Below are 19346 nucleotides of genomic sequence, written 5' to 3'. Positions count from 1 at the left end.
TTGTGACGCGCACGTATTCCCCGAAGGCCAGTGAGATCACGCACGACTGGGTCGTCATCGACGCCACCGACGTGGTCCTCGGCCGCCTGGCCAGCCACGCTGCAGCGCTCCTGCGCGGCAAGCACAAGGCGACCTTCTCCCCTCACATGGACGGTGGCGACTTCGTCATCATCATCAACGCCGACAAGGTGGCCCTCACCGGCGCCAAGCTCCTGCAGAAGAAGGCCTACCGCCACTCCGGTTACCCGGGCGGGCTCTCGGCCGTCACCTACGCCGAGCTCCTCGAGAAGAACCCGATCCGCGCCGTCGAGAAGGCGATCCGCGGCATGCTGCCGAAGAACACGCTCGGCCGCGACCAGCTGAAGAAGCTCAAGGTCTACACGGGCAGCGAGCACCCGCACGCCGCTCAGCAGCCCAAGCCGTTCACGCTCGACCAGGTCGCCCAGTAAGCACCGGACAAGAAAAAAGGATTACACAGTGGCGAACATCGCAGATTCCATCGAAGAGACCCCGCAGAGCTACTCCACCGAGTCGGCTCCTGAAGCAGCAGTCACCGCGCCTCGCGCCGTGCTGAGCGTCCCCGGCGCAGCCGTCGGCCGTCGCAAGCAGGCCATCGCCCGCGTGCGCCTCGTCCCCGGCAGCGGCACCATCACGGTCAACGGCCGCACGCTCGAGGACTACTTCCCGAACAAGCTGCACCAGCAGCTCATCAACGACCCGTTCACCGTCCTCGACCTGGCCGGCGGCTACGACGTCATCGCACGCATCTCCGGTGGTGGCCCCTCGGGCCAGGCCGGTGCGCTGCGCCTCGGCATCGCTCGCTCGCTGAACCAGATCGACGAGGAGAACAACCGCGCCACCCTGAAGAAGGCCGGCTTCCTCTCCCGTGACGCTCGCGTCAAGGAGCGCAAGAAGGCCGGACTCAAGAAGGCCCGTAAGGCTCCGCAGTTCTCGAAGCGCTAAGCGCTCTCAAGACAAGCGAAGCTCGATGCCTCAGCTGTTTGGTACCGACGGCGTACGCGGACTCGCGAACGCCGACCTGACGGCAGACCTCGCTCTCGGCCTTGCCCAAGCCACCGCAGTGGTGCTTGGGCAAGGCCGTAGTGCTGAGGCCCGCCGTGCCGCCGGGAAGCGCCCGGTCGCCGTGCTCGCACGCGACCCGCGTATCTCCGGCGAGTTCCTGTCCGCCGCCGTCGCGGCGGGCCTGGCGTCCTCGGGCGTCGACGTGCTCGAGGCTGGCGTGCTGCCGACGCCAGCGACGGCGTTCCTCATCGCCGACATCGACGCCGATTTCGGCGTGATGATCTCCGCCTCGCACAACCCCGCGCCCGACAACGGCATCAAGATCTTCGCCCGCGGCGGGACGAAGCTGCCCGACGCGGTGGAACGCCGCATCGAGGAATACCTCGACCGCCCCAAGCTCAGCCCGACCGGCGCCGACGTCGGCCGGATCATCCGCTTCGCCGACGCCGAGGACCGCTACGTCCTCCATCTGCTCGGCAGCCTCCCGAACCGCCTTGACGGCATCCATGTCGTCCTCGACTGCGCGCACGGCGCGGCCGCGGGTGTGTCGCCGGAGACCTTCCGCGACGCCGGGGCCAAGGTCACGATCATCGGCAACGACCCCGACGGCATGAACATCAACGACGGCGTCGGCTCCACGCACCTCGACCTCCTGTCCAAGGCGGTCCTCGAGCACGGTGCCGACCTCGGCATCGCGCACGACGGCGACGCCGACCGCTGCCTCGCGGTCGACGCCGCGGGCAAGATCGTCGACGGCGACCAGATCATGGCCATCCTCGCGGTCTCGATGCAGGAGCGCGGCAAGCTCAAGGACGACACGCTCGTCGCCACGGTGATGAGCAACCTCGGCCTGCACGTCGCGATGCGCGAGCACGGCATCGACGTCGTCCAGACCGGGGTCGGCGACCGCTACGTCCTCGAGGCGATGAACGCGAACGCCTATTCGCTCGGCGGTGAGCAGTCGGGTCACGTCATCATGGCCGACTACGCGACCACCGGCGACGGCATCCTCACCGGTCTGCACATCGTGGCCGAGATGGCGCGCACCGGGAAGACGCTCGCGGAGCTCGCCGCCGTGATGCAGGTGTACCCGCAGATCCTCGTCAACGTCACGGGTGTCGACCGCACGCGCCTCGTCGGCGACGAGGTCGTCGAGGCTGCCGTCCAGGCTGCCGAAGCCGAGCTCGGAGATGACGGACGCGTGCTGTTGCGGCCGTCCGGCACCGAGCAGCTCGTCCGTGTCATGGTCGAGGCGGCCGATCAACCGACCGCCGATCGCCTGGCGCACCGCCTCGCCGACGTCGTGCGCGAGCGACTCGCCATCTGAGTCGTCCGGCGGCGGGTCGGCGCTTCAGCTGTGGAAGAGTGATCGCATGACTTCGACGACGACGGGCGGTGCCTCCGGGCAGCCGACGCCCTACGTGGAGATCGACCGTGCCGAATGGGCGCGACTCGCTCCGGAGACGGCCACACCGCTCAGCGAGACCGAGGTCGTGCAGATCCGCGGCCTCGGCGACCGTCTCGACATGCGTGAGGTCGAGGAGGTCTACGTGCCGCTCAGCCGGCTGCTGAGCCTGTACGCGAAGGGCACCCAGGATCTCGGGCGCGCGACGAGCCGGTTCCTCGGCGACCAGGCGCTCCGCACACCGTTCGTGATCGGCGTGGCGGGTTCGGTGGCCGTCGGCAAGTCGACGATCGCGCGGCTGCTGCGCGAGCTGCTGTCGCGCTGGCCGGACACCCCGCACGTCGAGCTGGTGACGACCGACGGCTTCCTCTACCCGAACGAGGAGCTCCAGCGGCGCGGCATCATGGATCGCAAAGGCTTCCCCGAGTCCTACGACCGGCGCGCGCTCCTGCGGTTCATCACCGCGGTGAAGAGTGGCGCCGCTGAGGTACGGGCGCCGTTCTACTCCCACCTGCGCTACGACATCATCCCGACGGCGCAAGTCGTCGTCCGCCGCCCCGACGTCTTGATCGTCGAGGGCTTGAACGTCCTGCAGCCGGCTGCGACGGCCAGCGGGCTCGCGATCAGCGACCTGTTCGACTTCAGCATCTACGTCGACGCACGGACGCGGGACATCGAGTCCTGGTACGTCGACCGATTCATGGCGCTCAAGCGGGGCGCGTTCTCGAACCCGAACTCCTTCTTCAACGTCTTCGCCGAGCTGTCCGACGAGGAGGCCGCCGATCAGGCGCGTGGGTTCTGGCGCTCGATCAACGAACCGAACCTCATCGACAACATCCGCCCGACCCGCTCACGCGCGAAGCTCGTGCTGCGGAAGGACTCCGATCACACGGTGTCGTCGGTACTGCTCCGGAAGCTCTGAGCCGCAGCAGGAGGACCGGCCCGGCAGCAGGCGGGTTCCGGACCCCTGCCCGTGCCCTGCACCCACGCCGATCTCCGGGGCCGCGAGGTTGGTGCAGGATCCTCGCAAAATCGCACGATTATGCTGCTCTACATGTGTGGAATCGTAGGGTACGTCGGGAACGACAAGACGGTGGACGTCCTCATGGGCGGACTCAAGCGGCTCGAGTACCGGGGGTACGACTCCGCCGGGATCGCCGTGCTCGACGCGACGGGTTCGCTGAACACCCGGAAGCGCGCCGGAAAGCTGGCCGTCCTCACCGAGGACCTCGCCGCGAACCCCATCGCTCCGGGCTCGACCGGTATCGGACACACCCGCTGGGCGACCCACGGTGGACCGACGGACCGCAACGCGCACCCGCACCTCGGTGACGAAGGACGCCTCGCGCTCATCCACAACGGCATCATCGAGAACTTCGCCGAGCTGCGTGCGGAGCTCCTCGCGGACGGCTTCACCTTCGAGAGCGACACCGACACCGAGATCGCCGCCGTGCTCATCGGCCGCGAGTACCGTTCCACCGGCGACCTCACCGAGGCCTTCCGCCGCGTCGTCGCTCGCCTGGACGGCGCCTTCACGCTGCTCGCCATGCACCAGGACCTGCCCGGCGTCGTCATCGGAGCGCGTCGGAACTCGCCGCTCGTCATCGGACTCGGCGACGGCGAGAACTTCCTCGGGTCGGACGTCGCCGCGTTCGTGCAGTACACCCAGCGCGCGGTCGCGATCGGTCAGGACCAGATGGTCGTCATCACGCCCGACGAGGTGACGGTCACCGACTTCTCCGGTAACCACGTCGTGACCGAGCCGTTCGAGATCCAGTGGGACGCTTCGGCGGCCGACAAGGGCGGCTGGTCGAGCTTCATGGCGAAGGAGATCAGCGAGGAGCCGGACGCGGTCGCGAACACGATCCGCGGGCGGGTCGAGGGCGGCCAGGTCGTCATCCCCGAACTCGCCGGTCTCGACGAGCTCTTCGTCGACATCAACCGCATCGTGATCATCGCGTGCGGCACCGCCGCCTACGCCGGCACGGTCGGCACCTACGCGATCGAGCGCTGGGCCGGGATCCCGGTCACCGTCGAGCTGAGCCACGAGTTCCGCTACCGCGATCCGGTCATCGACGCGCGCACGCTCGTCATCTCGGTGAGCCAGTCGGGCGAGACCATGGACACGCTCATGGCGGTGCGTTTCGCGAGCGAGTCCGGCGCGAAGACCCTGTCGATCTGCAACACGCAGGGCGCCACGATCGCGCGCGAGTCGGACGCCGTGGTGTACACCCACGCGGGGCCCGAGGTCGCGGTCGCGTCCACGAAGGCGTTCACCGCCCAGATCACGGCGCTGTACCTGTTCGGCCTGCACCTCGCGCGGGTCCGCGGCACCCACACCCCGGCGTTCCTGGCGTCGCAGGTCGAGGAGTTGCAGGCCGTCCCCGACAAGATCGCCAGCATCCTCGGGGCCTCCGAGAAGATCGCCCAGCTCGCCCACTGGATGGCCGACTCCCGCGCGGTGCTCTTCCTCGGTCGTCACGTCGGCTACCCGATCGCGCTCGAGGGTGCGCTGAAGCTCAAGGAGCTCGCCTACATCCACGCTGAAGGCTTCGCCGGTGGCGAGCTCAAGCACGGTCCGATCGCCCTGATCGAGCCGGGCCAGCCCGTCTTCGTCGTCGTCCCGAGCCCACGTGGCTCGGCGATCCTGCACCCGAAGGTCATCTCGACCATCGAGGAGATCCGCGCCCGTGGTGCCCGGGTCATCGCGATCGCGGAGCAGGGCGACGCCGCCGTCCTCCCCTCGGCCGACGAGGTCATCCCGATCCCGCTCGCCGGCCCGCTGTTCGAGCCTCTGCTCGCCGTCATCCCGCTGCACATCTTCGCGATGGAGCTCGCGACGGCGAAGGGCCTCGACGTCGACCAGCCGCGGAACCTCGCGAAGTCCGTCACCGTCGAGTAGGACGGTCCGCGGGGTCCGAGGTGGCCCGTCGAGCGGGCCTCCGGGCCGCACACGACGGCCGTAGAGTAGAGGGATGATCATCGGCATCGGGGTGGACCTGGTCGACCTCGCACGGTTCGAACGGGCGATCACGCGCACCCCGAACCTGCTGGCCAGGCTCTTCGTCCCGTCGGAACGCGACCTCCCGCTGCGGTCCCTCGCCGGACGGTTCGCCGCCAAGGAGGCGCTCATCAAGGCACTGGGTTCCTCGGACGGCATCCGATGGCCGGAGATGGCGATCGTGAACGGTCCGGAAGGGAAGCCCGACTTCGCGCTGTCCGGCGTCACGGCCGGTGTCGTCGCCGAGCGCGGGATCACGAGCCTGCACCTGACCATGACGCACGACGCCGGGGTCGCCGTCGCGTTCGTCGTCGCGGAGCGGGAGGGATGACGACCGTGTCCGAGCACGACGACCGACCGACCCGCGAGGCGATCATCGACCTCGACGCCCTGCGCCACAACGTCCGTCGCCTCCGCGAGGTGACCGGCGTCGGCGAACTCATCGTCGTCGTCAAGGCCGACGCCTACGGGCACGGTGCCGAGGCGATTGCCCGCGCGGCGGTCGAGGCCGGCGCTGATCGCCTGGGTGTCGCCGACATCACGGAGGGCGTCGCGCTGCGCGCCGCCGGGATCACGGCACCGATCCTCGCCTGGCTGCACGGCCCGCATGCGGCGTTCGGTGCCGCGCTCGACGCCGGGATCGACCTCGGTCTGTCGTCGGTGGCGCAGCTCCACCGCGTGATCGCGGCCGCTCGGGATCGGCCGTCCGTCGTGCCGGTCGTCCAGTTCAAACTCGAGACCGGCCTCAGCCGGAACGGCGCGGCCGAAGCCGACTGGCCGGAGCTCTTCCAAGCCGCCGCAGCCGCCGAGGCCGCCGGGCTCGTCCGGGTCGACGGGCTGTTCTCGCACGTCTCCAACACCTCCACCGCCGACGACCGGGCCGCCGCCGTCCGCTTCGAGCGCGGTGTGGCCCTCGCCACGGAAGCCGGTCTCGCTCCGCGGAGTCTGCACCTCGCCGCGTCGGCGGCGGCGCTCGGCGAGCCGTTCCTCCGCTACGACGCCGTCCGCCTCGGACTCGCCGTGTACGGCCTCTCGCCCTTCGAGCCCACCGAGGACGCCGGCCGCTCGGCCGACGCCTTCGGCCTCCGGCCCGTCATGAGCCTCCGGGCGACGGTCGCCGCCGTGCGTCGGGTCGAACCGGGCACCGGGGTGTCCTACGACTACAGCTACCGGACCAGTGCGGCGACGACGCTCGCCCTCATCCCGCTCGGATACGCCGACGGTGTGCCGCGGAGCGCCTCGAACGCCGGCCCGGTCGTGATCAACGGTCGCCGCTACCGGGTGTGCGGGCGGATCGCGATGGACCAGTTCGTCGTCGACGTCGGCGACGACGCGGTCGCCGTGGGGGACGACGCCGTGCTCTTCGGCGACCCGGCGTCCGGCGCGCCGCGTGTCGAGGAGTGGGCGGAGGCCGCCGGCACCATCAACTACGAACTCGTCACCCGCATCGGCCCGCGCGTGGTCCGGACGACCAGGGAGCGGTCATGACCGATCACGTCCTCACCCCGGGCACCGTCGAGGTGGCGACGCCCGAGGAGATGCACGCCTACGGCGTCCGGCTCGGCGCAGAACTGCGTGCAGGGCAGCTCCTGGTCCTGACCGGGCCACTCGGAGCGGGCAAGACCACCCTGACGCGAGGGATCGGCGAGGGTCTCGGGGTCCGCGGCCCCGTCACCAGCCCCACCTTCGTGCTCGCCAGGACGCACCCGAGCCTGGTCGGCGGTCCGCCACTCGTCCACGTGGACGCCTACCGGCTCGGCTCGGCGCTCGAAATCGACGACCTCGACATCGACTTCGCCCGGTCCGTCGTCGTCGTGGAGTGGGGAGCCGGATTGCTCGACGGCGTGGTCCCCACCTGGTTCGAGCTCGTCATCGAGCGGCCGACCGGAGCCGGCGACGAGCCCGCGACGGACGATGCCGGCGAGGAGCCGATCGAACGCCGAACCCTCACGCTCTCGCGGCACCCCGCCATCGACGCCGGGTAGGCTGGACGACGTGCTGTTGGCGATCGATACATCCGCAGGTTCGAGCGTCGCCGTCGTCACCCTGGGTGGCGAGGTGCTGGCCGAACGGTCCTCCGACGACCCGATGCGGCACGCCGAGGTCATCGGCACACTCATCGCCGGATGCCTCGACGACGCCGGGATCGAGGTCGCCGCCCTCACCGGGCTGGTCGCGGGTATGGGACCAGGGCCGTTCACCGGACTCCGGATCGGGATCGCCGCGGCCCGCAGCTTCGGGATCGGTGCAGGCCTCCCGGTGCACCCCGTGGTGAGCCACGATGCGATCGCGCTCGACGCCTACCGTTCCGGTTCCGCCGCACCCGACGCCACACTGCTCGTGGTCACCGACGCCCGCCGTCGCGAACGCTACTGGACGAGCTACGCCGGACTCGACGCAGCCGGCCTCCCGGTCCGCGTGCAGGGGCCGGCCCTCGCGAAACCCGACGACCTCCCGACCTCCGAATCCGTGCGCCTCGACGCGCTGGTCGTCCCCGCCGGGGCACTGGGACAGGTCGCCGCCGCACTCCTCGCCACCGACGGCGCGTTCGCGGGGGAGGAGCCGTTGTACCTCCGCTCGCCCGACGTCACGATGTCCGCGGGCGCCAAGCGGGTGACGGCGTGACCTGGTCGCTGCGCCGCGCCGGCGTCGCCGACCTCGACGCCATCATGGAGCTCGAGCACACCGTCTTCGTGAACGACGCCTGGTCGGCGGACATGATGCGCGCCGAACTGTCGTCGCCGCACGGGTACTACCTCGTCGCGACGGAGGTCGACGCCGACGACGCGACACTCGCCGGCTACGGCGGTCTCTTCGCACCGTCCCGGTCCGATGACGCCGACATCCAGACCATCGCCGTCGCCGGCCACGCCAGAGGACGAGGGCTCGGACGACTCCTCATGCAGGCGCTCATCGAGCAGGCCAGACAGCAGGACGTCGCCCAGGTCTTCCTCGAGGTCAGGGCCGACAACCCGGTGGCGATCGCGCTGTACCGGAGTCTCGGCTTCGAGGAACTCGGCGTCCGTCCCGGCTACTACCAGCCGGACGACGTCGACGCCATCGTCATGCGACTCACGGTCCAGCCGAGGCTGCCCATGCCCGCCCACGGCCAGTCCCCGCTCGAACAGACCGACCAGCACCCCGGGAGCATCGCGTGAACCGTGCAGAACCGCTCGTCCTCGGCATCGAGACAAGCTGCGACGAGACCGGGATCGGCATCGTCCGCGGACACCGCCTGCTGGCGAACACCATCGCCTCGAGCATGGACGAACACGCGCGGTACGGCGGGGTCGTGCCGGAGGTCGCCGCACGCGCCCACCTCGAGGCGCTCGAGCCCACGCTCACGGCGGCGCTCGCCGAGGCCGGCATCGCGTTGGCCGACCTCGACGCCGTCGCGGTGACGAGTGGCCCCGGCCTGTCCGGCGCACTCATGGTCGGCGTCGGAGCGGCGAAGGCGCTCGCCGTGTCCCTGGGCAAACCGCTGTACGCCGTGAACCACCTCGTCGGGCACGTCGGCGCGGACGTCCTCGACTCCGAAGACGGGACGATCGAGTACCCGACGATCGCCCTGCTCGTCTCCGGCGGGCATACCTCCCTGCTCCTCGTGCGGGACCTCGTGTCGGACGTCGAACTCCTCGGGGAGACCATCGACGACGCGGCGGGCGAGGCCTTCGACAAGGTCGCGCGCATCCTGGGTCTGCCGTACCCGGGCGGGCCGCAGATCGACCGGGCGGCCGTCGGCGGCGACCCGAAGGCGATCCGGTTCCCCCGCGGACTCAGCCTGCCGAAGGACATGGAGCGGCATCGCTACGACTTCTCCTTCTCCGGCCTGAAGACGGCCGTTGCGCGCTGGGTCGAGGCGAAGCAGGATGCCGGGGAGCCGGTCCCTGTCGCGGATGTCGCCGCCAGCTTCCGCGAGGCCGTCGTCGACGTGCTCGTCTCGAAGGCGGTCAAGGCGTGCACCGAGCTCGGCGTGCCCCGCCTGCTGCTGGGGGGCGGCGTCATCGCGAACGCGCGGCTCCGCGAGGTGGCGGCCGAACGCACCGCCTCGGCCGGGATCGAACTCCGTATCCCGCCGTTGCAGCTGTGCACCGACAACGGCGCGATGATCGCCGCGCTCGCCGCGCAGCTCATCTCCGCCGGACACGAGCCGTCGTCGCTCGACTTCGGCGCCGACTCGACCCTGCCGGTCACCGAGATCCAGGTGCACTGACCACTCGGCGAGCCGTCTCCCGGCCGTCGACCGGGTGCGCGGACGTCGGCGCATAGGATGGGCCGGTACCCGGTCACGGATCGAAGGAGCGGCGATGGATCAGCACGAGCACCCCGACGGACGACCTCCGCACCAGGACGGTGCGGTGGACGGACAGTCGCGCCCGCCGCAGGCCGAGCGGCCGAATGCGCAGCCGCAGCAGCCGTGGGGGCAGCAGCCTCCGCATCAGCCGCAGGCCCAGCAGCCCTGGTCGCCGTACCAGCCGTCACAGCCCACTCAGCAGGCCGGTGTCGCGCCGCAGGGCCAGCAGCCGTCGTACCCGCCTCAGCCCCAGGGGCAGCAGCAGCCGTACCCGCCTCAGCCCCAGGGCCAGCAGCCGTACCCGCCTCAGCCCCAGGGCCAGCAGCCGTACCAGCCCCAACAGCCGTACCAGCCCCAGGGTCAGGCCTCCCCGCCGCCCACGGATTGGCACAGTGGCTCCGGCGCGCCCGTCACACCGCCGACGCGCCCTGCCCAGCAGGGTTCGTCCCCCTCGGCGCCTCCGGCGGGTTGGCAGGGCGATCACGCGACCTATCTCCAGACGGTGCCGACGGCGGTCTACCAGGCACCGAGCCAGGGAGGCTACGCCGCGTACCAGCAGTCGCAGACGCAGACCGCTGCCGCCTCGACCGGGACCTCGCGGAGCACCTGGTCGCTCATCACCGGTGTCGTCGGGCTCGTCGTCTCCGTCTTCGTCGGTTGGGGCTTCCCCTTGTCGATCGCCGCGATCGTGCTCGGGTTCGGCGCCAGGCGTCGCGAGCCCCAGGGCCGAGGCCGCGCCCTCACCGGCCTCGTGACCGGGTTCGTCGGTCTCGCCTGCTCGGTCGGCTGGCTCGCCTACAGCGTCGTCGTCATCATCGGGTACGTCTCGACCTGATCCTCCTCGGAGGCTGCAGCCCGGCGGACGCCGTCGGGTCAGGCGTCGGCGGCCGGCGTCACCCGTTCGACGAGCAGCGCACTGTGCTTGCCGGCGATCCTCGTGAGGATGATCGTGGCCGAGCCGTCGCCCTTGAGCGCCATGCGCTTCCGGAACGCCGCGGGGTCGACGTCGACGCCGCGTTTCTTGATCTCGAGGACGCCGATCCCGCGATCCCGCATCGTGCGCTTGAGGACCTTCTCGTCCATCGGCAGCCGTTCGAGCACCCGGAAGGTCGTGGCGAACGGCGAGCTCGTCGCGGTGTCGGAGGTCAGGTAGGCGATGCCCTGGCCGAGCATGCCGGCCTCCAACCGGATGGCGAGGTCGCCGATGAGTCGGGCCCGGATCACGGATCCGTCGGGTTCGTGCACGTAGTCGCCGAGCTCTCGGACGGGGGCGTCGTCGGCGTCGGCCTCGGCGTGCAACTCGTGGTGGACGCCGTCCGCGAGGAGGAGTGCGGACCGTCGGACGTCCGGACGCGCCAGCGGGCCGAACCACAGCGTCATCTCGACGAGCTGCCCGTCGACCGACACCCACTGCGCCTCGGCGTCGTCGGGGATGAGGGAGCGGTCGAAGCCGGGTCCGAGCTTGACGCCTGTGGGAAGGCGGGCCGCCGCGCCGAAGACCAGGTCGAGGGACGGCGTGTAGTCGGCGGCACTGGCCAGCCGCGCGGTGTCGACGTGCCCAGCTGTGCGTCGCGCGGGATCGAACCAGACCGCGTCGAAGTCGGCGAGGGCGACGTCCTCGGCGGCGGCGTTCCGCACGGTCGCCGTGGGGAACGGAGCGAGGTTGTAGCTGGCGATGGCCGCGGTGACCTCGTCGATGTCGACCGCCGTGACCTCCAGGTCGAGCGAGGCCATGGCCATCGAGTCGGCGCCGATGCCGCTGCCGAGGTCGGCGATGCGTGTGAGGCCGGCCCGGGCGAAACGCCCGGCATGCAATGCGGCGACGGGGAGGCGCGTGGCCTGTTCGAGGCCTGCCTCGGTGAACAGCATGCGGCCGGCGAACGGTCCGAACTTCGCCTGGGCCTTCTGCCTGAGTCGCGACTGCGTGAGCACCGCCGCGACCAGCTCGGGGGAGTGGCCCTCCTTGCGCAGGCGCCCGACCAAGCGGACGGCCTCGTCCTTCGTCGGGTAGGGCGGGAGGGAGTCGAGGAGCCGGAGGCCGTCGGCTGTGAGGAGTTCGACGAGTTCCGAACGGTCCATGGTCAGCGGGCCTCGGGCGGAGCTGGATGCATCCGGCAACGGTAGCAGTCGCTGATTGGCACTCGCATTGCATGAGTGCCAGAAGATGCCTACACTGGAATCAGCACTCTCGCAGTGTGAGTGCTAACCACGTCTTCGTTTCAAGAAAGAGGTCAACCGTGTCGGTCTCCATCAAGCCGCTCGAGGATCGCATCGTCATCAAGCAGGTCGAGGCAGAGCAGACCACCGCTTCCGGTCTGGTCATCCCCGACACCGCCAAGGAGAAGCCCCAGGAGGGCGAGGTCGTGGCGGTCGGACCCGGTCGCATCGACGACAACGGCAACCGCGTCCCGCTCGACGTCGCCGTCGGCGACAAGGTGATCTACTCCAAGTACGGTGGCACCGAGGTCAAGTACGCCGGTGAGGACTACCTCGTCCTGTCCGCGCGCGACGTCCTCGCAGTCGTCGTCCGCTAGTCACCAGCGCACGGATCCGGCGGCTCGAGCCGCTCAACAGCCCGAATGGCATTCGCCGTTCGGGCTGTGTCCGTTTCCGGAGGGTGTCGCGGGGAGCAGCGGGTCTAGCCTGGACCAGTGCAGAACCCCAGCGATCCAGCCGACGTCGACATCCACCCCGTCACCGTCGACGGGGGAGGGGATCGACGTGCGAGCGTGGCCGTACCCCAGCAGGGGAGCCGGTCCGGACTGCTCTCGGCGGTCGCCGCCTACTGCCTCTGGGGAGCGCTCCCGCTCTACTTCATCGCCCTGGCACCGGCCGGCGCGTTCGAGGTGGTGGCGTGGCGGATCCTCTTCTCCCTCGTCTTCTGCGCCGTCCTCATCCTGGCGACCCGTTCCTGGCGTCGGCTGTTCGGCATCCTCCGCCAGCGCCGCATCGTCCTGACGATGGGCCTCGCCGGGGCGCTCATCTACGTCAACTGGCAGACGTACGTCTACGGTGCGCTCAACGGCCAAGTGGTCGAGGCGTCGCTCGGGTACTTCATCAACCCGATCGTGACCGTCTTCCTCGGCGTCTTCTTCCTCCGCGAGCGGTTGCGTCCGGCCCAGTGGGCCGCGGTGAGCGTGAGCGTGATCGCGGTCCTGGTCCTCGCCATCGGGCACGGCAGCGTCCCCTGGATCGCCCTCATCCTGGCCTTCTCGTTCGGCCTCTACGGCTACATCAAGAAACTCGTGGGCGGCTCGGTCGACGCCGTGTCCGGGCTGACGCTCGAGACCGTGTGGCTGACGCCGGTCGCGATCGCCCAGCTCATCGCGGTCGGCGTGACCGGTGGGCTGACCATCGGCACCGCGGGCGTCGGGCACGCCCTGCTGCTCGTCGGCGCCGGCGTCATCACCGCCGTCCCACTCCTGCTGTTCGCGGCGGCGGCCCGCCGCCTCCCGCTCACCTGGATGGGGTTCATCCAGTACTTCGCGCCGATCATCCAGTTCGTCGTGGGTGTCGCGGTCCTGCACGAGGCGATGCCGCCGGAGCGCTGGTTGGGCTTCGGTCTCGTGTGGCTGGCGCTCGCGATCCTCACCGTCGACATGCTCGTCGCCTCCACCCGGGGTCGCCGGGCCGCCGGGGCCGAACGGCGCCGCTCGACGCCGGCCTGAACAGCGGATTCCAGCGCTGATCGCGCGACCACTGCAGGAAAAGCGCGAAACAGGCCCTCCTGAGGTAACGATTTGGTCGTGTTACACGCTTGTAACGTCAACGACATTGTCCAGCGCACGTCCAGCGGATAACTTGACTCAACGGCAGCCCCTGGAGCTGCCACTCTTCTGACAAGCAAGGAGTACCATGAGCGTCTTTTCGAAGGCCACGGCCGCTCGCTCCCGCCCACGTTCCATCGTTCTCGGTGGTATCGCACTGATCGGAGCCAGCGCGCTGGTCCTGAGCGGTTGCGCCTCGAGTGGTAGCGGCGACAGCGGCAGCAGCAGCAAGCCTGCTGGCGACCTGACCCTGAAGCTCGGCACGGCGTTGCCGCAGACCGGTAACCTCGCGTTCCTCGGCCCGCCCGAGGAGGCCGGTGTCGGTCTCGCGGTCAAGGAGGTCAACGACGCCGACCTCGGCATCAAGATCGACCTGACGCTCGGCGACTCGGGTGACTCCGACAACAAGGCGTACGCGACCGAGGTCCCCCGTCTGCTCTCCGAGGGCGTCACGGCCATCATCGGTGCAGCGTCCTCGGGTGTGTCGAAGCTCTTCATCGACGAAGTCACCGGCGCAGGCGTCATCCAGTTCTCCCCGGCGAACACCTCCGCGGACTTCACGACGTGGGACGACAACGGTCTCTACTGGCGGACGGCGCCGTCCGACGTGCTGCAGGGCGAGGTCCTCGGGAACCTGATCGCAGAGGACGGCAACGCCACCCTCGGCATCATCTACCTGAACGACTCGTACGGCACCGGCCTCGCGAAGTTCACCAAGGAGGCGTTCGAGAGCGCCGGCGGTGAAGTGGTCGCCGAGCAGTCGTACAACACCGGTGACACCTCGTTCGACGCGCAGATCAGCGCGGTCAAGGCGGAGAACCCCGACGCGATCGCGATCATCGCGTTCGAGGAGACCAAGACGATCGTCCCCGGTCTCGCCGGCTTCCCGTCGGACAAGCTCTACTTCGTCGACGGCAACCTCGCCGACTACAGCGCGGACTTCGCTCCGGGCACCCTGACGGGCGCCAAGGGCACGCTGCCCGGCCTTGACACCGCGAAGCTCGGTGACTTCACCGACCGCCTCCAGGCGTTCGTGAAGGACGAGGGCGGCGAGCCGCTGAAGGACTACAGCTACGCGGCTGAATCCTACGACGCCGTCATCCTGCTCGCCCTCGCGGCGCTGCAGGCCGGTTCGACCGAGGGTGCCGACATGGCAGCCCAGCTCCAGTCCGTGTCCGGTGGCAAGGACAAGGGCGAGAAGGTGACCACCTTCGAAGAGGGTGCGAAGGCCATCGCCGACGGAAAGAAGATCGACTACGACGGCAACTCCGGTCCGATCACGTTCGACGAGAACGGTGACCCGACCGAGGCGACCATCGGTATCTACCAGTACGGTGACGACAACAAGTACACCCGCATCAACTAGTCGCCCACGCGACTGACGAGGCCCCGGAGTGATCCGGGGCCTTCGTCGTGCTCGGGCGCCGACGCGCCCCGCGTGTGGTGTGTCGTGTGTGGTGGCGCCAGCGCGGTGCGCTGATGCGAGCGCGGGTCCAGCGCGTGAGCGCGGGTCTCCGGAGACCCGCGCTCACGCGCCTGCGGCGCGGTCACGCCGATTCCGAGCCCATGCGGCACAACGGGGCGCGCTCACGCCGGCGCACCGCGCCGACGAGGGGAGGGGCTCGTGCCAGCGCACCGCGCTGACGGAGGGTGCGGTGCGGTCACGCCGGCGCACCGCGCTGACAGCGACCAGTTGGGCCCCCCGGGTCAACGGAACGCGCGTTGCAGCCCCGCGCGCTCGAGCTTCGCGGCGAGCCGGCTCGGATGGACGAGGTCCTCCCAGGTGGCGCGGACGACCGTGTAGCCGAGCGCGCGCAGCCGATCCTCCCGATGCTTCTCCGCCAGGACGATGTCGGCCACGTCCCGTCCCTGCGTGAACTCCTCCCGCACATACTTCTGCCGGCCGTCGAGTTCGAGGATGATGCGCTCGTCCGGCCAGACGGCATCGACCACACCGACCGGTCCGTCCGCGTCGGAGAAGGCCTGCTGCAGCACCGGCAGGGCGAAACCGAGCTGCGCGATCACGACCCGCATCTTCGATTCACCACCGTTCGCGGCGAGGGGGTTCGCGAACTCGATCGCAAAGCGCACCTGGCGCCCTCCCCGACGGCCCGGCAGGTCTCGTGCGAGCGAGCGGAGCGCCGTCTCGTCGGTGAGCTTGAGCCGGAGGGCAGCATCGGCGACGGCGACGGCGTCCTCGAGGCGGGCGATCCGAGCGAGATCGACAACGGTCCGAGCCGGGTCCGTGACCGCGAGCCCGTGCCGCATCCGTCGGGCGACGGAGCCTTGCGTCGTGTGACGGATGATGCCGGGTGCCGAACGCCCTCCGCGATCACCGCTCGTCAGCGTGTGCACCTCGGGAGGCCACGGACCCACGATCGGGAGTCCCCACAACCGCGCCGCCGAGTAGTGGCTGAACAAGGCGTCCTTCCGGAGCGCGACGGCCGCCGCATCGATCCGGACCCGGTAGCGGTCATCGGGTGACAGGGAACTCCATATCGGTTCAGGGACGTAGATGCCCTTCCGCAGACGCACCAGGTCGCCGTCGCGGTGGGCGGCGCTCACCAGGCGCTCGGCACCGACCCGTCGTGCGTCGCGGACGAGGAGGAGTCCGGTCGGGCGGAGGAGCAGGTTGAGATCGAAGGATTCCATCGCCTCACCGTGCCCGTTCGCCTCCGCCGGCACCTCGTTTCGTGGAAGCGATGTGGAGAACTGCTCCCATCCAGCCTCCGGTGGAGCGAGGGTGGACTGGTGCCCAGCGCGGTGCGCTGACGCCAGCGCGGGTCGTCGGCCTCAGCGCGGGCCGCTGTGCCGCGGGGGCGGGGATTCGGCGTGAGCGCGGTTCCAGCGCGTGAGCGCGCGCCTCCGGAGACCCGCGCTCACACGCCAGGACCGCGCTCGCGTCAGCGCACCGCGCTGGCGAAAGGCGGAGGGGGAGAATGCACAACTCCTCCGTCCCCGTCTCAGGAGGCCGTCTTGGTACGACGGTGCCCCTCGGGGGAGGGAGGAGTTGTGGTTCGTTCACCGGTCGGGATCCGGTGGCTTCTGGCCCGTCGCTCGGCACACAGCCGGGACAGGCATGTTCGAGGGTACCGAAGTACCCGCCGACCCGCGAGTGGGGATCGCCCTGATCAGTCCTCGTCCTGGCCGAGCGTCCCCAGGTAGAGGCCGATCACCTTGTCATCCGAGAGGAGCTCGCGGCCCGTCCCCGTGTAGGCGTCACGACCCTGGTCGAGCACGTACCCGCGGTCGCAGATCTGCAGACAGCGACGTGCGTTCTGCTCCACCATGATCGTGGTGACGCCGGCCTTGTTGATGTCCGAGACCCGGATGAACGCGTCGTCCTGACGCACCGGCGACAATCCCGCGGACGGCTCGTCGAGGAGCAGCACGTGCGGATCCATCATGAGGGCCCGCGACATCGCGACCATCTGGCGCTCACCACCGGAGAGAGAACCGGCGCGCTGCTTGAGCCGCTTGCCGAGTTCGCTGAAGATCCCGGTGACGAACTCGAGGCGCTCGTTGTACTGCTTCGGCTTCTGGAACAGCCCCATCTTGAGGTTGTCCTCGATGGTGAGGCTCGGGAACACGTTGTTCGTCTGCGGGACGAACCCGACGCCGCGCGCCACGAGCTTGTTCGCCCGGAGCCCCGTGATGTCCTCGCCGTTCAGCAGCACCTGTCCGCTGCGCACCTTCACCTGTCCGAAGATCGCCTTCAACAGCGTCGACTTCCCCGCACCATTCGGTCCGATGATGCCGATGAGCTCGCCCTTCCGGGCGGTCAGGTTCGCACTGTTGAGGATGTTCACGCCGGGGAGGTACCCGGCGGTCAGGTCAGTGACCTCCACCACCATCTCGGCGGTCTTGACCGCAGTGCCGCCGACCGGCGCACCCTTCACGTCGCTCATTTCCGCTCCTCCTCGGGCTCGGCACCAGCCGCGAGCCGTTCGTCCTCGATCTCGGCGAGCAGCTCCTCGGCCGCAGCGCTGTCCTCTCCGGCGATCCTGCCGGTCACGACCCCGAGGTCGACGTCCTGGTGGCTCCCGAGGTAGGCGTCGATGACGGCGGGGTCCTCCATGACGGTGTCCGGCGGACCCTCCGCGACGACACGACCCTCGGCCATGACGACCACCCAGTCGGCGATGTGCCGGACCATCTGCATGTCGTGCTCGACGAACAGCACGGTCATGCCCTCGTCCTTCAACGCCAGGATGTGGTCGAGCAGTGACTGCGTGAGCGCCGGGTTGACGCCGGCCATCGGCTCGTCGAGCATGACGAGCTTCGGGTCGCTCATGAGCGCCCGTGCCATCTCGAGGAGCTTCCGCTGCCCACCGGACAGGCTCGCGGCGTAGTCGTCACGCTTCGTGTCGAGCTTGAAGCGACGCAGGAGGTCCATCGCCTTGACCTCGAGGTCCTCCTCCTGCTTCCGCCAGAGCGGCTTCACCAGGCTGGAGAAGATGCCCTCACCGGTCTGGCCGGTCGCGCCGAGCTTCATGTTCTCGAGCACCGTGAGCAGCCCGAGCGCCTTCGTCAGCTGGAAGGTCCGGACCTGACCCATGCGGGCGACCTTGAACGCCGGGACGCCCCCGAGGCTCTTGCCGTCGAAGTTCCACGTCCCGGTGTTCGGCTTGTCGAAGCCGGTCAGCAGGTTGAACAGCGTGGTCTTACCGGCGCCGTTCGGGCCGATGAGGGCGGTGATCGCGTTGCGGGGCACCTCCAGGTGCTCCACGTTCACCGCCTGCAGGCCGCCGAAGGTCCGGGTGACCTGGTCCGCGATGAGGATCGGGTCGACCTTCTTGACGCCCGGGACGATCTCGCCGACGTGGAGGCCGGTGGTCTTGACCGGTCGCGAGGTGGGTGAGCTGTTACTTGACAAAGGTCAGCTCCTTCTTGTTTCCGAGGATGCCTTGCGGCCTGAAGATGACGATCAGCATGAGCGCGACACCGACCAGCACGTAGCGGAGCGTCGACGCCTGCGTCGAGCTCATGAACGGCAGGACGTCCGCCTTCACGAGCGCCGGGAGGACGTTCGAGAGGAACGCCATGATCACCCAGAAGATCACCGAGCCGAGTAGCGGCCCGAAGACCGTCGCGGCTCCACCCAGGAGGAGGATCGTCCAAATGAAGAAGGTGAGACTCGTGACGTACACGCTCGGCACGACCGCGGAGGGGAGTGCCAGCACCACCCCGCCGAGTGCGCCGAAGACGCCACCGACGACGAGCGCCTGCATCTTGTAGGCGAACACGTTCTTGCCGAGTGCGCGCACGGCGTCCTCGTCCTCACGGATGCCCTTCAGCACGCGGCCCCAGGGGCTGCGCATGAGGAGGAACACGAGGAGCGCGGCGACGGCGAGCAGCAGGATGCCGAAGATGCGGACCCACCACTGGTTCGCGTTGAGCTCCCACGGGCCGAAGCCGTAGATGCCCTCCGGGATCGGGTTCGCCGCGCGGAAGCCCTCGTGGTAGTTGCCGAGTCCGTCGGCCGAGTTGGTGAACTCGTCGAAGACCTGCGTCGTGAAGAGGAGTCGGACGATCTCGGCCGCCGCGATGGTGACGATGGCCAGATAGTCCGCCCGCAGCCGCAGGGTCGGGATGCCGAGGATGAAGGCGAAGACCACCGAGGCCAGACAGCCGACGATGATGCCCGCCCACCACGGGAGGTTGAAGCTCAGGATCGAGATGGCGTAGCCGTAGGCGCCGAGCGCCATGAACCCCGCCATACCGAAGTTCAACAGACCGCCGTAGCCGAAGTGCACGGCCAAGCCGAGTGCTGCGAGCGCGTACGCGATCGTCTCCGGGCTGATGACCCAAGCGAGCGTGTTCGAGAGAATGCTTCCCCAGTCCATGCGCGTGCCC

20 protein-coding genes are annotated in these 19346 nt (G+C 69.4%); 15 read left to right on the top strand and 5 right to left on the bottom strand.

Features of this window, described 5'->3' with window-relative positions:
- Positions 1–2 precede the first annotated feature (2 nt).
- The 12 genes from rplM (at position 3) to CCK91_RS20085 (ending at position 10558) form a co-directional block, all read left to right on the top strand.
- On the top strand, positions 3–449 hold the full coding sequence (rplM, locus tag CCK91_RS13510) for a 50S ribosomal protein L13 (RefSeq protein ID WP_071259493.1): 447 nt from the start codon (positions 3–5) through the stop codon (positions 447–449).
- A 28-nt stretch (positions 450–477) separates the two neighbouring features.
- A complete protein-coding gene (rpsI, locus tag CCK91_RS13505) occupies positions 478–963 on the top strand; it encodes a 30S ribosomal protein S9 (protein ID WP_064296683.1) in 486 nt (161 codons plus the stop codon).
- 25 nt (positions 964–988) lie between these two features.
- A complete protein-coding gene (gene glmM / locus CCK91_RS13500) occupies positions 989–2350 on the top strand; it encodes a phosphoglucosamine mutase (RefSeq protein ID WP_086474460.1) in 1362 nt (453 codons plus the stop codon).
- Positions 2351–2396: 46 nt separating this feature from the next.
- Positions 2397–3350 carry a type I pantothenate kinase gene (gene coaA / locus CCK91_RS13495; RefSeq protein ID WP_064296681.1) on the top strand — a complete coding sequence of 318 codons (954 nt, stop codon included), beginning with the start codon at positions 2397–2399 and terminating at the stop codon, positions 3348–3350.
- 132 nt (positions 3351–3482) lie between these two features.
- Positions 3483–5330, top strand: coding sequence for a glutamine--fructose-6-phosphate transaminase (isomerizing) (gene glmS / locus CCK91_RS13490; RefSeq protein WP_086474703.1), 1848 nt, complete (start codon positions 3483–3485; stop codon positions 5328–5330).
- Positions 5331–5403: 73 nt separating this feature from the next.
- Complete coding sequence (locus CCK91_RS13485) at positions 5404–5760, top strand: holo-ACP synthase (protein ID WP_086474459.1); 357 nt, start codon at positions 5404–5406, stop codon at positions 5758–5760.
- Positions 5757–6917, top strand: coding sequence for an alanine racemase (alr, locus tag CCK91_RS13480; protein WP_086474458.1), 1161 nt, complete (start codon positions 5757–5759; stop codon positions 6915–6917). The genes CCK91_RS13485 and alr overlap by 4 nt, the downstream gene beginning before the upstream one ends.
- Complete coding sequence (tsaE, locus tag CCK91_RS13475; RefSeq protein WP_086474457.1) at positions 6914–7414, top strand: tRNA (adenosine(37)-N6)-threonylcarbamoyltransferase complex ATPase subunit type 1 TsaE; 501 nt, start codon at positions 6914–6916, stop codon at positions 7412–7414. The genes alr and tsaE overlap by 4 nt, the downstream gene beginning before the upstream one ends.
- A gap of 10 nt (positions 7415–7424) precedes the next feature.
- Entirely contained in the window at positions 7425–8054 is a 630-nt protein-coding gene (gene tsaB / locus CCK91_RS13470; RefSeq protein WP_086474456.1) for a tRNA (adenosine(37)-N6)-threonylcarbamoyltransferase complex dimerization subunit type 1 TsaB, read from the top strand.
- Positions 8051–8587, top strand: coding sequence for a ribosomal protein S18-alanine N-acetyltransferase (gene rimI, locus CCK91_RS13465; RefSeq protein WP_242664539.1), 537 nt, complete (start codon positions 8051–8053; stop codon positions 8585–8587). Before tsaB ends, rimI begins: the two co-directional genes overlap by 4 nt.
- Positions 8584–9642 carry a tRNA (adenosine(37)-N6)-threonylcarbamoyltransferase complex transferase subunit TsaD gene (gene tsaD / locus CCK91_RS13460; protein ID WP_086474455.1) on the top strand — a complete coding sequence of 353 codons (1059 nt, stop codon included), beginning with the start codon at positions 8584–8586 and terminating at the stop codon, positions 9640–9642. The genes rimI and tsaD overlap by 4 nt, the downstream gene beginning before the upstream one ends.
- A 94-nt stretch (positions 9643–9736) precedes the next feature.
- A complete protein-coding gene (locus CCK91_RS20085) occupies positions 9737–10558 on the top strand; it encodes a DUF4190 domain-containing protein (protein WP_119863561.1) in 822 nt (273 codons plus the stop codon).
- 38 nt (positions 10559–10596) lie between these two features.
- Here the strand turns inward: CCK91_RS20085 and CCK91_RS13445 are convergent, their stop codons facing one another.
- Positions 10597–11802, bottom strand: coding sequence for a class I SAM-dependent methyltransferase (locus CCK91_RS13445; RefSeq protein WP_086474452.1), 1206 nt, complete (start codon positions 11800–11802; stop codon positions 10597–10599).
- 158 nt (positions 11803–11960) lie between these two features.
- Between CCK91_RS13445 and groES the strand changes: the two genes are divergently transcribed.
- From groES to CCK91_RS13430, 3 genes are all read left to right on the top strand, one after another.
- On the top strand, positions 11961–12257 hold the full coding sequence (groES, locus tag CCK91_RS13440) for a co-chaperone GroES (RefSeq protein ID WP_056008047.1): 297 nt from the start codon (positions 11961–11963) through the stop codon (positions 12255–12257).
- Between the two features lie 195 nt (positions 12258–12452).
- A complete protein-coding gene (rarD, locus tag CCK91_RS13435) occupies positions 12453–13391 on the top strand; it encodes an EamA family transporter RarD (RefSeq protein ID WP_086474701.1) in 939 nt (312 codons plus the stop codon).
- Positions 13392–13578: 187 nt separating this feature from the next.
- On the top strand, positions 13579–14856 hold the full coding sequence (locus CCK91_RS13430; protein WP_086474451.1) for an ABC transporter substrate-binding protein: 1278 nt from the start codon (positions 13579–13581) through the stop codon (positions 14854–14856).
- Between the two features lie 341 nt (positions 14857–15197).
- Here CCK91_RS13430 and CCK91_RS13425 read toward each other — a convergent pair whose 3' ends face one another.
- From CCK91_RS13425 to CCK91_RS13410, 4 genes are all read right to left on the bottom strand, one after another.
- Positions 15198–16142: a hypothetical protein gene (locus CCK91_RS13425; RefSeq protein WP_133059997.1), complete on the bottom strand. Its 945-nt coding sequence runs from the start codon at positions 16140–16142 to the stop codon at positions 15198–15200.
- Between the two features lie 479 nt (positions 16143–16621).
- Positions 16622–17398 carry an ABC transporter ATP-binding protein gene (locus CCK91_RS13420; RefSeq protein WP_064296669.1) on the bottom strand — a complete coding sequence of 259 codons (777 nt, stop codon included), beginning with the start codon at positions 17396–17398 and terminating at the stop codon, positions 16622–16624.
- Positions 17395–18366: an ABC transporter ATP-binding protein gene (locus CCK91_RS13415; protein WP_064296668.1), complete on the bottom strand. Its 972-nt coding sequence runs from the start codon at positions 18364–18366 to the stop codon at positions 17395–17397. The genes CCK91_RS13420 and CCK91_RS13415 overlap by 4 nt, the downstream gene beginning before the upstream one ends.
- Positions 18356–19336, bottom strand: coding sequence for a branched-chain amino acid ABC transporter permease (locus tag CCK91_RS13410; protein WP_086474449.1), 981 nt, complete (start codon positions 19334–19336; stop codon positions 18356–18358). The genes CCK91_RS13415 and CCK91_RS13410 overlap by 11 nt, the downstream gene beginning before the upstream one ends.
- Positions 19337–19346: the final 10 nt, after the last annotated feature.

The organism is Plantibacter elymi (nom. nud.) (assembly GCF_900177795.1).
Lineage (GTDB): Bacteria > Actinomycetota > Actinomycetes > Actinomycetales > Microbacteriaceae > Plantibacter > Plantibacter elymi.
Note: the sequence above shows the minus strand (reverse complement) of the source record. Positions and strands in the feature narration are given on the sequence as shown.